The organism is Xylanibacter brevis P6B11, from assembly GCF_000621825.1.
Lineage (GTDB): Bacteria > Bacteroidota > Bacteroidia > Bacteroidales > Bacteroidaceae > Prevotella > Prevotella brevis.
Window position 1 is genome coordinate 82,495 of record NZ_JHXG01000012.1, and the last position, 14,446, is coordinate 96,940.

The 14,446-nt window shown below is 40.7% G+C and carries 15 protein-coding genes; 9 read left to right on the plus strand and 6 right to left on the minus strand.

The window, feature by feature from the left end:
- Window positions 1-3: 3 nt before the first annotated feature.
- The 5 genes from rsxE to T496_RS0108140 all read left to right on the plus strand — a co-directional run bounded on the left by rsxE (window position 4) and on the right by T496_RS0108140 (window position 4,185).
- Window positions 4-588 carry an electron transport complex subunit RsxE gene (gene rsxE / locus T496_RS0108120; RefSeq protein ID WP_027450320.1) on the plus strand — a complete coding sequence of 195 codons (585 nt, stop codon included), beginning with the start codon at window positions 4-6 and terminating at the stop codon, window positions 586-588.
- Between the two features lie 60 nt (window positions 589-648).
- Complete coding sequence (gene rsxA, locus T496_RS0108125; RefSeq protein WP_027450321.1) at window positions 649-1,224, plus strand: electron transport complex subunit RsxA; 576 nt, start codon at window positions 649-651, stop codon at window positions 1,222-1,224.
- Window positions 1,225-1,511: 287 nt separating this feature from the next.
- Window positions 1,512-2,120, plus strand: a complete 609-nt coding sequence (locus T496_RS0108130; protein WP_027450322.1) for a thiamine phosphate synthase — start codon at window positions 1,512-1,514, stop codon at window positions 2,118-2,120.
- Between the two features lie 22 nt (window positions 2,121-2,142).
- Window positions 2,143-3,081, plus strand: a complete 939-nt coding sequence (locus T496_RS0108135; RefSeq protein ID WP_027450323.1) for a ribose-phosphate pyrophosphokinase — start codon at window positions 2,143-2,145, stop codon at window positions 3,079-3,081.
- A gap of 9 nt (window positions 3,082-3,090) precedes the next feature.
- Window positions 3,091-4,185 carry a TlpA disulfide reductase family protein gene (locus T496_RS0108140; RefSeq protein ID WP_027450324.1) on the plus strand — a complete coding sequence of 365 codons (1,095 nt, stop codon included), beginning with the start codon at window positions 3,091-3,093 and terminating at the stop codon, window positions 4,183-4,185.
- Between the two features lie 62 nt (window positions 4,186-4,247).
- Here T496_RS0108140 and panD read toward each other — a convergent pair whose 3' ends face one another.
- A complete protein-coding gene (gene panD / locus T496_RS0108145) occupies window positions 4,248-4,592 on the minus strand; it encodes an aspartate 1-decarboxylase (RefSeq protein WP_027450325.1) in 345 nt (114 codons plus the stop codon).
- Entirely contained in the window at window positions 4,589-5,443 is an 855-nt protein-coding gene (gene panC / locus T496_RS0108150) for a pantoate--beta-alanine ligase (RefSeq protein WP_027450326.1), read from the minus strand. Before panC ends, panD begins: the two co-directional genes overlap by 4 nt.
- Before the next feature lie 197 nt (window positions 5,444-5,640).
- On the opposite strand from panC, the gene T496_RS0108155 reads away from it, so the two are divergent.
- From T496_RS0108155 to T496_RS15235, 4 genes are all read left to right on the plus strand, one after another.
- Window positions 5,641-6,456, plus strand: a complete 816-nt coding sequence (locus T496_RS0108155; RefSeq protein ID WP_027450327.1) for a glycogen/starch synthase — start codon at window positions 5,641-5,643, stop codon at window positions 6,454-6,456.
- A gap of 29 nt (window positions 6,457-6,485) precedes the next feature.
- Window positions 6,486-7,940: a DUF4270 domain-containing protein gene (locus tag T496_RS0108160; RefSeq protein WP_052342138.1), complete on the plus strand. Its 1,455-nt coding sequence runs from the start codon at window positions 6,486-6,488 to the stop codon at window positions 7,938-7,940.
- Between the two features lie 8 nt (window positions 7,941-7,948).
- Window positions 7,949-8,077: a dehydrogenase gene (locus T496_RS14705; RefSeq protein ID WP_081778412.1), complete on the plus strand. Its 129-nt coding sequence runs from the start codon at window positions 7,949-7,951 to the stop codon at window positions 8,075-8,077.
- Between the two features lie 80 nt (window positions 8,078-8,157).
- Entirely contained in the window at window positions 8,158-8,826 is a 669-nt protein-coding gene (locus T496_RS15235) for a YraN family protein (protein WP_231478027.1), read from the plus strand.
- A 63-nt stretch (window positions 8,827-8,889) separates the two neighbouring features.
- Here the strand turns inward: T496_RS15235 and T496_RS0108170 are convergent, their stop codons facing one another.
- The 4 genes from T496_RS0108170 to T496_RS0108185 all read right to left on the minus strand — a co-directional run bounded on the left by T496_RS0108170 (window position 8,890) and on the right by T496_RS0108185 (window position 14,394).
- Entirely contained in the window at window positions 8,890-11,022 is a 2,133-nt protein-coding gene (locus T496_RS0108170) for a peptidylprolyl isomerase (RefSeq protein WP_027450330.1), read from the minus strand.
- A 112-nt stretch (window positions 11,023-11,134) separates the two neighbouring features.
- The gene (locus tag T496_RS0108175; protein ID WP_044109448.1) at window positions 11,135-12,412 is read right to left on the minus strand and encodes a hemolysin family protein; all 1,278 of its coding nucleotides are present in this window, start codon (window positions 12,410-12,412) and stop codon (window positions 11,135-11,137) included.
- Window positions 12,413-12,427: 15 nt separating this feature from the next.
- On the minus strand, window positions 12,428-13,036 hold the full coding sequence (locus T496_RS0108180) for an LPS export ABC transporter periplasmic protein LptC (RefSeq protein ID WP_027450332.1): 609 nt from the start codon (window positions 13,034-13,036) through the stop codon (window positions 12,428-12,430).
- A gap of 74 nt (window positions 13,037-13,110) precedes the next feature.
- The gene (locus T496_RS0108185) at window positions 13,111-14,394 is read right to left on the minus strand and encodes a hypothetical protein (protein ID WP_027450333.1); all 1,284 of its coding nucleotides are present in this window, start codon (window positions 14,392-14,394) and stop codon (window positions 13,111-13,113) included.
- Window positions 14,395-14,446: the final 52 nt, after the last annotated feature.

The following is a 14,446-nucleotide window of genomic DNA, read 5'->3' on the forward strand; positions in this document are numbered from 1 at the left end:
GAAATGAAAGCTATACAAATTATCAAGAATGGCATCATCAAAGAGAATCCTACCTTTGTACTGATGCTTGGCATGTGTCCTACACTTGCCACCACGTCTTCAGCCATCAATGGTCTTTCAATGGGCTTAGCTACCATGGTTGTTCTTATATGCACCAATGTGGTCATTTCGTGCCTAAAAAGTATAACGCCCGACAAGGTTCGCATACCTGTATTCATCGTTGTGATTGCAGCCTTCGTCACCATCCTACAGATGACCATTCGGGCCTACCTGCCTGCTATCGATAAGGCACTAGGACTATTCATACCACTTATTGTTGTCAACTGCATCATTCTGGGGCGCGCTGAAGCCTTTGCATCCAAACACACGCCACTGGCATCGCTTTTCGATGGTATTGGCATTGGACTAGGATTCACGCTGGCACTTACCTTGTTAGGCATGGTTCGAGAATTGCTAGGTGCAGGCTCTCTTTTCGGCTACACTATCATCTCCGAGCAATACAACATTCTGCTATTCGTCTTGGCTCCTGGTGCATTCATAACTTTAGGCTATCTTATTGCATTAGTCAGAAAAATAACAGAACGATAATATATATCCCTTTTAGCATTGCTGCAAGGAAATAATTTTCAATAAAGATATTACAAGAATATGGAATACTTACTGATTTTCATAAGTGCTGTCTTTGTCAACAACATTGTGTTGGCGCAGTTTTTGGGCATATGCCCCTTCTTGGGCGTTTCTAAAAAGATAGACACCTCATTGGGAATGTCGGCAGCAGTAGCCTTTGTTATGGTTCTGGCCACATTAGTCACATGGTTGGTACAATCCTACCTGCTAGTACCCTTCCATCTAGAGTATTTGCAAACTATTGCTTTCATTCTAGTCATTGCCTCACTTGTTCAGATGATAGAGATTGTACTGAAGAAAGTTTCTCCAACTCTGTATCAGGCATTGGGTATCTTCTTGCCACTTATCACTACTAACTGTGCCGTGCTGGGTGTCGCCATCCTAGTTATTCAGAAAGAAATGTCTTTGGCTCACTCTGTGATGTATGCCCTATCTACGGCAATTGGCTTTGGCCTAGCTCTAACCGTGTTTGCCGGCATTCGCGAACAGTTGGCACTAAACGACGTACCCAAGGGCATGCAAGGTATGGCTATCGTACTAGTCACAGCCGGCCTGCTTAGCCTCGCCTTCATGGGTTTCTCGGGTATTGGAAACTAAGAAAGACAAGATGCGATTGTCTTGTCTGCGTGTTTTACCCTGAAAAACGTTGAATCAAAAAACAACGTTCTTCAGGGTAAAATTGTGAGATAATAATAAAAAGTGCAGGTTATCCACTTCAACAATTAAAAGATGTGTATTTATTGATATACATCTGTAGAAAATCCAAAGATAAAGAACAAAAACAAAAAAAAACTTGAAATATTACTCAATACGGATTTTATTTAGTAACTTTGCATCGCAAAACAGCAAATTCTTTATAACGTAATAAAATAATGGCTTAAAAGATGAAGCTTATCATCCTTACAAGAGCCACGTTTTTCGTGGAAGAAGACAAGATTCTGACAAGTCTTTTTGAAGAAGGCATGGAGAATCTGCATCTATACAAGCCCGGTTCAGAACCAGTTTATTCTGAACGGCTTCTTACCCTTCTCTCTGAAGACTATTATAAAAAGATTACTGTTCACGACCATTTCTACCTGAAAGAAGAATATGGGCTGCACGGCATTCATCTTGACGCTGCAGATATTGAAAAGCCTGAAGGATACAAAGGACATACAAGTTGTACATGCCATAGCATTGAAGAACTTCATGATGCCAAAAAGCGCAACGATTATGTTTTCCTGAAGACGATCTTTGATAGCAATAGTAATCCTGACGACAAACAGACACTCGACATGGAAAGTTTGAGAAATGCGTCGAAGAAAGGATTAATTGACAGACATGTATACGCTATGGGTGGTATATGCCTGGATAATATAAAAGAAATGAAAGATCTTGGCTTTGGCGGAGTTGTGATTTGTGGTGATATATGGAATAGATTTAGTATTCATCATGGTCAAGACTTCAAAGAGCTGATCACACATTTCCAGAAATTACAAAAGGCAGTAAGTTAATTTTCGATTATACAATAAAAAAATGAGTACACAAAACTCCTACATGGTATTCTCAGGTACAGCAACTAAGTACCTGGCTGAAAAAATCTGTCAAAGTTTGGGTTGCCCTTTAGGTAAAATGCAGATGACAAAGTTCTCTGACGGAGAATTCGCAGTGTCTTACGAAGAATCAATTCGTGGTCGCGATGTATTCTTGGTGCAGAGCACATTTCCCTCTAGTGACAACTTGATGGAACTGTTGCTTATGATTGACGCAGCAAAACGTGCTTCTGCCCGTACCATCAATGCTGTTATCCCCTATTTTGGATGGGCGCGTCAAGACAGAAAAGATAAGCCACGCGTTTCAATTGGTGCGAAACTCGTAGCCGATCTTCTTAGCACCGCAGGAGTTAACCGTGTTATCACGATGGACTTGCACGCAGATCAGATTCAAGGTTTCTTTGATGTTCCCGTAGATCATCTCTACGCGTCAGGCGTTATTCTCCCCTATCTACAGAGTTTGAAGCTAAAGGAAATGGTCATTGCATCTCCTGACGTCGGTGGTTCAAAGCGCGCTAACACATATGCCAAATATCTTGGTTGTCCACTGGTTCTCTGCAACAAGACTCGTGCTAGAGCAAACGTAGTAGAGTCTATGCAAATCATTGGTGACGTAGAAGGTAAGAACGTTGTAATCATCGACGATATGGTTGACACCGCTGGTACCATCACTAAGGCTGCCGATCTAATGATGGCTGCCGGCGCAAGTAGCGTTAGAGCCTGTGCTTCGCACTGCGTGATGAGCGGACCTGCTAGTGAAAGAGTTCAAGAGTCTGCTCTTGAGGAAATTGTATTTACCGATTCAATTCCTTACACTCAGCGTTGCGCAAAGGTTAAGCAGATCTCAGTTGCAGACATGTTCGCCGAGACTATTCGCCGCGTGATTGCAAACGAGAGCATCAGCGATCAATATCTAGTATAATAATATTGTATGAAGATTCATAAATTATCTATTGGGCTAACTAGTTTAGCCCTTTTCTTTTCAGCATGTCACTCAAACAGTTATAAGATTGAGGGAACTACTGAAGGAATGTCTGACGGAGACACACTGTTTATTGTTGACGCCTTTGGTAATCCAACCGACACGCTAACCATCAGTAATGGTAAGTTCGAATACGAAGGAGAAGTAGATTCGGCCGCCCTCTATTTGCTAGGAGCACCCGCATCTATGAATTCGGTATCGTTCTTCAAAGAACCTGGAACCATCAAGATTCATTTCTCTGCTGATGGTAATTCTAAGGTATCAGGAACTAAAGCCAATGATGGATTGCAGATTTTCGAGGATATCAACACTGAATATGCGAAGAAAGCTGAAGAGTTGATGATGACGGCAAAACCTGACGAGATGACAGAAGCGCAGCAGATGGCCATATTCCAGCAATACAAGAATCTGCAGAAAGAAATGCTTGACAAAATTCTTGAACTTGCTTCTGACAATATCGACAATGAATTTGGCTACTACCTAGTAGTCAACATTCCCATCAACGAAGAGGCACTTACACCAGAGAAGGCTTCTGAACTGATTGAGAAGATGCCTGAAAAATTCAAAAAGCGCCAGCTTATCAAAGAGTTAAGAGAGCGTATATCGGCCTATCAGGATCTAGCAGTAGGAAAAGAAATTAAAGATTTCACACTGACTACACCCGATGGAGCACCACTGAGCATCATGAGCGAGGTTAGTAAACATAAGATAACAGTTCTCGACTTCTGGGCCTCATGGTGCAACCCATGTCGCAGGGAAATGCCCAACATTGTGAAGCTATACAAGGACTATCAGCCAAAAGGCTTAGGCATCATTGGTATTTCTCTTGATGAGGATGCAGATGAATGGAAAAAAGCCATCAAAAGCATGGGACTCACATGGCCACAAGTTTCCGATTTGAAAGGGTGGCAATCTGAACCAGCAAAAAGATTCCAAGTAAGAGCAATTCCATTCACTATGGTTTTAGACAACAATGGAAAAATCATAGCAAAAGAGTTAAGAGGCGTAGAACTCGAAAACTTTATCAAGCAACAGCTTAATTAACTAATAAAGAACGGCGGACTTCATCAAGAAGATCCGCCGTTTTTATATATAACTTTACAAGATTAAACCAACTTATTGTCCTTTGGGAAAACAACTGTCGGTTTGAAAGTCTTTGCTTCTTCAAAATCCATCAACGCATACGAAATGATGATGACAGTATCTCCAACCTGAACTTTTCGTGCAGCGGCACCATTTAGACAAATACAACCACTACCGCGCTCACCCTTTATGATATATGTCTCGAAGCGCTCACCATTGTTATTATCAACAATCTGTACTTTCTCGCCAGCAATCATATTGGCTGCATCAAGCAAAGCTTCGTCGATAGTGATACTACCCATGTAGTTCAAGTTCGCTTCCGTTACCTGAGCACAATGTATCTTTGACTTCAATACTTCTATCATCATGATTCTTTATATTTTATATGGTCGATAAGGCGAATGGGGGTCTTGCCACAATAAACAGTAATACATCCTACTACATAATCAGAAGAATCCCAATCAACAAGGTCCTGAAGCGTATTACCATCTACGATAGAGAAGTACTCCACGTCAAGTCCATCAACAGCATTAATCGAGTCAACCACATAATCATGTGTTTCCTTCAACGAATGAGTCTTGCTATATACAACGCTGTCCTTCAATGCTTCATAGATTCTAGGAGCGATAGCGCGTTCTTCTGGTTTTAACAATGTATTTCTGCTGGAACGAGCCAATCCATCGTCATCACGAACAATCGGACATTCCACGATTTGAACCCTCAGGTCCAGATGCTTGACCATTGCCTTCACGACAGCTATCTGCTGCCAGTCTTTCTCACCAAAATAAGCCCGATCTGGACGAACTATGTAAAAAAGACGACTTACCACCTGACACACTCCGTTGAAATGGCCAGGACGATGTGCGCCCTCCATAACAGTAGATACTGGAGGATACTCGAACTGACGCGTATCGGGAGTTGGATACATATCCTCCACTTCGGGAGCAAAGACGTAATCAGCCTTACATTTCTCTAACAATTCGCAGTCAGCTTTTAAATCCCTCGGATAATTTTTAAGGTCATTTTTATCGTTGAATTGAGTAGGATTTACAAATACTGATACCACTGTTACATCGTTATCCTTAACACTACGGCGCACAAGCGATGCATGACCCTCATGCAATGCTCCCATCGTGGGAACTAATCCGACAGAGTGTCCCTGCTTTCTCGCCTCAAAAAGTTCGTTTTGCAGGTCAACAATTTTACTTAAAACTTTCATCAATATTGTATATCTTTAATCACCAAAATTCATATCATGGCGTAAATTGCGGTGCAAAGTAACAACAATTTTTGCAAATATGGAAAAAAAAGACTAAAAAATAGCCTCTCAAATGTCACTTTTTCATAAAATAAGACCTTTTAATGCGTCTTTTAAGATTTTTTTTCGTACCTTTGCATGGAAATAATCAAATAGTAATGGCAAAGAAAAAGATTCTTTTTATCAACCAGGAGATTGCTCCTTACGTTCCTGATACGAATCTATCGCTCATGGGACGTGCTCTTCCTCAAGCAATGCAAGAGAAGAACCATGAAATCCGTACGTTCATGCCTAAGTGGGGAAATATCAATGAGCGCAGAGGTCAGCTTCATGAAGTGATCAGACTCTCTGGTATGAATCTCATTATTGACGACACCGACCATCCCCTAATTATTAAAGTCGCAAGCATTCAGTCTAGCCGCGTTCAAGTATATTTCATCGACAACGACGATTATTTTTCTAAACGCCAGATGGTTACAGACGAGCTTGGAGAGGATTATCCTGATAATGGTGAACGTGCCATCTTCTTTGCAAGAGGCGTACTCGAGACCGTCAAGAAACTGCGTTGGGTACCAGACATCATTCACTGCCAGGGTTGGATGAGTGCCGTAGTTCCATTGTACGTAAAAACAGCTTACCACGATGAGCCCTCTTTTGCCAATACAAAGATTGTTACCTCATTGTTTACCAAGGGCTTAAAAAATGATTTGGGTACAAACTTCAAGAAATGTCTGGAATTCAGAGAGGCTAAAGCTGAACTGCTGGCTGGATACAAAGACAAATTTGACTTCGTGGAGTTAGGAAAGCTTGCTATTGATTATAGCGATGGTGTCATTCAGGCTAGCGAAGATGCCAATGCGCAACTGATCAAATACACTAAGAAAAAAGAAATTCCGCTGTTGCCCTTCACAGAAGATTTTGCTGACGCATACGAAAGCTTCTATGATCAGATTTATCCAGATCCGGTGGAATAATAAATTGATAATAACATCATACAATAAAAATGATGAACGTTTTTAAGTACATGGCTGGCGCTACATTCGTAGCAATAGCCATTTCTTCTTGTGATGAAAGTACAGTGACACTTGGCGGATCGCTGACTGACGAGAACGACAATCTCTCTATTGTCGATGCCGCATTTCATGCCACTTCACGCACATATGTTGCAGATTCTGTTCTTTCGCTGAGTAATTCTTTCTACCTTGGAAAGGTAAAAGATCCAGAAACAGGCGCTGAAGTTAGAAGTGAATTCACTACGCAGTTTCACCTGTTAGAACATACATACATCTCACCTGAAAACAAAATTGTTGGAAGAGACAATGGGCGAGCAGCTGCAGACTCATGCGAACTGTTAATTTATATTGAATCTGCATACAATAACAACGACAGTTTGACTGCCGTCAAGATGCGTGTTCGAGAACTAGCTAATCCCATGGAGGAAGGCGTGAAGTATTACTCAAACTATGATCCTGTGAGCCACAACCAAATCCTTGCTGATGGACTGAACAAAAGCAAGGTCTTCACATATAAGAATTTAATGGAAGAAGATAGTGTGCGCAATGAATCAAACTATTTGAACCACATACGTATTACGCTAAACGAGCCATACACAAAGAATGGTGTAACCTACAACAACTATGGCACATACCTGATGCGTAATTACTATGATCATCCAGAATATTTCAAGAACTCATACTCATTCATCCATAACCTTTGCCCTGGCTTCTACTTTGAGATGACAGATGGTGTGGGATTTCATTCTAAGATTTCAAATATAGGATTAAGAGTACACTATCGTATCGATGCTGATACTGCAGTAACCAGTGGTATTCTAACACTAGCCGGAACCAAAGAGGTTCTTCAAACTAGCCATATTATAAATGACAAGAACGTCATAAAAAATCTGGCAGAAGAGAACACTCACACATATATCAAATCTCCAGCTGGACTCTTCACAGAAGTTGAGCTTCCTGTTACCGACATTAAGGAGAACCATCAGAACGACTCATTATTAGCAGCTAAGATTGTGTTCCAACGTCTGAACAACCAATCGTCAGACAGCCGCCAACTGGGCATACCACAAACCATCATTATGATTCAAAAGGATAGTCTCATCTCCTATTTTGAGAATAATGATGTTCCCGATGGCAAAACATCGTACTACACATCGTTTGCATCAAGCACAAACACCTACACATTCACCAATATATCAAACCTGATTACTTATTTATGGCAAGTAAGAGCAGATGGTATTGCAAAAGATGCAGCATGGGAGACAAAACATCCTAACTGGAACAAGGTATTGCTGATACCCGTGAATGTTAAGACTTCAAACTCATCCTCTACCCTAACTCGTGTGGAACACGACATGTCACTATCTAGCATTCGCTTGGTAGGTGGAGAAAACAATCCTAACGATCCAATAACCATCAATGTGGTTTACGGAAAGTTTAAATAAGCAACAAGATGGCAGACGGATATTTAGAGAAGCATCAGCAGGATTACGAAATACGCAAAGAAAACTATCTAAGAAAGAAAAAGCATTTGCCGAAACTCGTAAAGAGACCAACAAGACCTGATGATGAAGCCTTATAAGAAGACAAAAGCGCCGCAATTCTTCGAGAAAAGCGGCGCTTTTATCATATTAAACAATTGAAATACAAAGACGAAACAGCATGACAACCAATGATATTTTAGAACTACGAAAAGCTGGACACACTGAAGATGCCTACGAAGCTGCCAGAAGACTATATGCATCTGTAAAAGACGCTAGAACTTCCGCAGTGATGTTTCTCACTGCCACCGACGTACTCAAACGCAGGACGGATGAAGGAAGAATGGATGAAGCTTATAAGATATATATGGCTTTAAAGAGACTTATAAGCAACACGAACTGCGAGAACGAATGGATGCAAGACGCGCTTAAAAGATGCGAAGGTTATCTACAACAGGCCAACAGAAGGATGACAAATCCAAGACTAACACCTGAGCACATAACCCTAGGTAAATGGGGAGAAGAGTTAGCTGCAGCCTACCTAAGAGAGAAGGGATACGCCATACTGGAACGTGACTGGCACTCCAGTCATAAGGATATCGATATTATTGCGCAACAAAGGGATTGTATTGTATTCGTAGAAGTAAAAACGAGAAGAAATAGAGACTTTATAGAACCAGAACAAGCAGTCAACTACAATAAGCAAAAGAACCTAAGAATGGCAATCAACCACTATGTAAAATCGCATCACTTAAATGGTCCATGGAGATTTGACGTAATCACCATTGTAAAAAGACCAGGAGAACTCATGCCAGACATTAATCACACGGAAGACTGGAGCCTTATATAAAAAAGCTGCCGTCAAAACCTCAAGTCCTGACGGCAGCTTTTTATAACTAATTCTATCTATTACTTAGAAGAACAGATAGCGATTATCCTCGATATTGGCCTTCTCGTAAAGGTCCTGTAACAACATCTGAACGTTAGGCATATTCTGCTGACGCAGCTGCAACAGCATCTGCTTCTCATCGAACTTAGCGCCCTCACGATTCTTTCTGTCAACTACTTGGAACATATAAGCACCAGCTTTACCCTTTACAACACGACTCAACTTACCTTTCTCTGTAGCAGCAACAGCACCATTAAGTGCGGGCTCGCTAGCAACAGTAGAAGGAACAAAAACGGGACTACTGAATGTAATGAAACGAACGGTATCAACACGAGCATTCTGCTTCTTTGCATCTGCAATGCTCTTAACACCCTCAAACTTCTTTGACAAGATCTCGAACTTCTTATCATTCATAACCTCAGGTCTCAAAGTCTCCTTAACAGACTCGAAATCAGCATATCCCTTCTCGTGAATTTTATCAAGGGCAACAACAAGCATATAGTCATTGTCACCACAACGATCGTAGAGTTGAGAGATAGCACCAGGCTTAGCATCAAACACCCATTTCAAAGCATCGTGTGTTCCACGGATACCAGCAATCGTGTGAACTGCATTTGAAACATTTGCACGGGTTAAAACGTTGTAACCATTCTTAGCTGCATTTTCTTCCATCGCCTCGATGGTAGAGTTTTCACTAATAAACTGGCTAAACTTATTGAATGCCTCGTTATAAGTATCGTTAGAGAAGTTGATATCACGCTTTACAATAGCGACATTGTACTTATCAACAATAGCACGACGATCGGTTACCTCAAATACAATATTTCCCTGTGAAATCTTCAGTTTCTTAAGTTCACCACGCTGCATAGAGAGCAGAGCTTCAACATAGTTCTTTGTATCAGCATCGATAGTGGGAGCTGACTGATAGTTGGCAGAAGTAAACCAATTCTTTGTACCAGGCTGATTGTAGCGAGCTGCAATAGAATCAAACTGTGCACCACCACGAAGTGCCTTCAGCACACTGTCGGCCGACTCTTCGTTTGCAAGGAAGATTGAGCGAACCTCAATAGAGTCAGGCTGTTGAACCTTAGAGATATACTTAATAACATTGAATGTATTATCACCAGTTGTCTCGAATGGCTGAGATACCTGTCCAATAGCCATAGAGTCAAGGTGAGCAACGATATCACTAGGCAAAGCCTCACGTGTTACAGGAAGGCCATTGTATGCAATCTTAGACTGTGCACGACGAACAACTTCAGAAGCTTTTAAACTATCTGATTTGAAATCAGCAACACAACCTTTCATGATATCCATCAACTGCTTACGATCAGCTTCTGAAGCCTTAACATGTACAGGAATGTATTTGATGTCGCGTGTCTCAACTACCTGACGGAACATACCCTTCTTCTCGTTGTACTTAGCCTTAAGATCAGCATCTGATACCGTTACATCATTATCATTAACCATACTATAAGGCAATGCTGCAAGCAGAATGCTGCTCTCCTGAGACTGATTCTCAAATGCTGTCTTTGCAGCAACTGGGTTAGACATAACGCAACCAGCAAGGAGGCTCTGGTACTTTGACTGCAGAAGCTGCTGACGAAGTTGCTTCTCGACATATTTCCAGTAGCGATCAAATGTTGAATACTGCTCCTGATAGCGAGCATCCTGAGCAGCCAACTGCTTCAGCTGTTCGTACTGAGTAGTTACGATGCTGTAGTCAAACTGACGAGTCTGCTGATTAAAGAACTGTGGACTAAGAGGTAACTGATAGAGAATTGGATTAGTTCCCTCACGAAGGATATTTGCTATTTCCTCGTCAGTAACCATCAAACCTAGTTTCTCTGCCTCGGCTTCAATCAGTTTATTAGTAACGTAATTCTGCCAAACCATGTCTCTGACATTGTTCATCTGGTCCTCGTTCAGGTCATCATAACCCTGCATTTTGAGCACTTCCTGATACTCATCAACGAGAGCCTGATAATCCTGATAATAGACCTTCTCGCCCATTACCTTACCAATTGTCTGACTGTTTGTAGCTGTAATAGTACGCAGAGCTTCACCTGCATACTCCAAAATAAAGAATAGGAGCACAATTCCCAGTACAATTACCAGGAAGGTTCCCCAGCTTCTAATTTTTCCAATTGCTGCCATTTTGTTTTTGTTTTTTATTATTTAATTTTTAGTTATTCGAACTAATATTATGCTCGGATTCCCCGATTCAGCCGACAAAATTACTAAATTAACTTGAAACGACGGCATAATTTTACGAAAAATTACTACTCTCGTTAACTTTAAGTCGAACAAGTTCTATTTTTGTTGCTGTATTTTTAATGATTTTGAATTCATAGGGAGGAATAGATACTATCTCATTGAGTTTTGGAAAACTCTGATACTCATGAAGAATTAAGCCTCCGATAGTCATATAGTCGTCACTTTCAGGAAGTTCGAGGCCAAACATTTCATTGACTTTTTCAATCTCAAGTCTCGCAGAAAGAAGATACTCGCCATTGTCAAGTTGCTTAGAAATATAATGCGTAGAATCGTGTTCGTCCTCAATATCGCCGAAGATTTCTTCGACTATATCTTCTAGGGCTATGAGACCACTTGTACCACCAAACTCATCAACTACAACACCTAAAGACTTTTTTTGCGCCAGAAATGTCTGCATCATCTTACTAGCAGGCATCGTTTCTGGTACAAACGTCATCGTGCGAATATTTTGAGTCCAGTCTTGAGGATTGCGGAACATTTCAGAAGAATGAATATAGCCAACGATATGATCTATATCCTCATGATAAACGACGATCTTAGAATGTCCACTTTCAACAAATTTCTGCTTCAATTCATCAATACTACAAGTATCTTCAACGGCGTCAATCTCCGTGCGTGGTATCATGCAGTCACGCACCTTTGTATCGGTAAAATCAAGCGCATTCTGGAATATTTTAACCTCCTCATCGATATCATTCGCATTAGCAGCATTGTCAATACTTGACTGCACCAAGTAATCCAAATCCACCTTAGTAAACTCTTTATCATCCGCTTCCTTCTGCATATGAACACCAAACACTCGAAGCAAGCCCCTTGAAAGAAGTGTTGCAAAACGTGAGATAGGCCAAAGAGCTACATAACAAATCCATGCAGGAACTGCAAAGATAGTGAGCAACCCATTAGGATTAGACTTAAAAATACTTTTGGGAAGAAATTCGCCGGTAAACAAGACGACCAAGGTAGAAAGCAACGTGTCGCACGTCACACGAACACCATCACTAAAACCATGGAAAAGTGTTGCATCGAATATACGAGCAAAGAGAATACCATAAATAACCAATGCAATATTATTTCCAACTAACATTGTGGAAATAAAATTATTTGGGTATTTATAGAAAATAGACAGAGCTCGCTGAGAAAGACCATTTTTCTCTCTATCCATTTCTGCACGTAAACGATTACTTGAAACAAAAGCGATTTCCATGCCTGAAAAGAAGGATGAAAAAATCATTGTTAAAAATAATCCTATAATATCAGCAGTTGAGACCATTGGCATAATGATTAGTTATCTTGAAGCTGCATGCTTTACCACAGCAGGTCGAACATACACGCTATCTGGCGTACTTGACGTATCGGGCTGTGAAACACCATCAGATGATTCTCCACTCATATCAGAAGCGAGAAAAGAGCCTTTTGAATTGGTAACCAAATAATGACTCATATTTTCATCACTCCGAAAATAGGAACCTTCTAGTGTTCGCTCGGGGGTAACTATTCTAGAGAACTCTGTAGAATAGAACTCATGGCGCAAACCATCCCAATAAAGTTCGTTGGAAGTATAGACAACACCATTGACATTACGTATATTCACTCTTCCACGTAACTTCCAAAGTCTCTGCTGATCGTAATACCATGCTGTGTCAGCCTGAATATAGGCTTGAACATGCAACAATTCATCAAATTGCTCGAAAAAGATGCCTTTCATGAATTCCCAACGTGACGGATTCTTAACCGTATTAACGTCCCAGCGTTCAGTAACTATACGATACTTGATGACTCCAGAATCACTAATGAGTGTATTAACGCCATAAGAGGTCATCATTGACGCAGAGTCTTGCGAATTGATTGCATCTGCAACATGTTCATGTGCCTGATTACATGAAACAAAAATCATAAGAGTGAATGAAATACTCACCCTTATGACAAATTGTATGATATGATTAATTGTTCTCAATGAGATAAGGAATGTTAATCAATTCTCCACTTCATGAACCATCGTTCATTGAAAGTTAGACCAATATTAATACGGAATGTATTTTCGGTTATCAAGTCTTTTGCTGAAGTACGCACCCATTGAGCACTAACGTTCAAAAGCGAGCGATTATTATATGCGTTCTGAAGAGGAATTCCCAAGCCGGCACTTACACTAATTTCTTTAGGGCCATCAGCTCCATTTATTTTATAATATGGTGTAGTATATCCGGCACCAAAACGATAATGTACGCGATTTAAGAAACGACGACTCATAGGCTGCGGAACAAAATCGGCACCTACATTCACTTTATAACGATCCTTCAACATATCATCACGCAAAACATAATCCTTGATATTTCCATCGAAATAAGGATACTTCACACTTCCCCACTGCTGCAAGCAGAAATCTGCAGCAACTAACCATCTATTAGAATGATTCCAAGCCAAGCCCAATCCATAAGTCATTGGGATCTCCAAACCGTTCTTAATCGTAAAGAGTGTGGTATCAGTAGCAGCTGTTTGAGAGTTGATATCCAATATCTCACAATTAGCATCACAACCCAGTTTATGTCCAATACCAACTGTAGCGCCAATAGTAAGTTCATCTTTTTTTGACAACTGCTGCTGCCATTGGAGTCCAAACTCCAAGTTATAACTATTCACTGTACCATAGTAGCTCTTAGTAAGTGAATTTATAGACGAAGTTGAGCTACTAGAAACAGAACGATTATAGGTACCCCACATATAGGCTATATTAAAACCTACCGACAAAGGCTTAAGAATACGCCAACCTGCACCTATAAACGCCTGATGAAGACCACCTTCGCCCGTGTGAGTATCAGTGATTGTCTGCTGAGTAAGTTCAAGTCTTTGCTCCGAATAATAATTATACCCTATATTGGAATATGGCAAAATACCAAAACTCACACCGACAGACGGCAACAATCGAAAACTACCAACGGCATACTCGAAATTTGAATTATTGGCATTGACCTTAACATTCCCTTCTTTAAAATTCGTTATTTGGCCAGAAAGACCAACGTCAAACATCATTGTCAAAGAATCAACAGCCGAGTACGATGCAGGGTTCAATGTATTGACGATATTACCTTTACGGACTCCAAGTCCCACGCCATTCATACCGCGATTGAAACCCAGAGATTGATCAGAAAGGATTCCTAATCCATACTGACTATATGGGGAATTTGTTCCACTTTGCGCATTAGTCATCAAGACTAACGCCGCCATGCAAACTGTAGATATAATTCTTTTATTCATATCTTGATTATTATTCAGCGTGCAAATTTATTAAAAAAAATCGAACTAAACG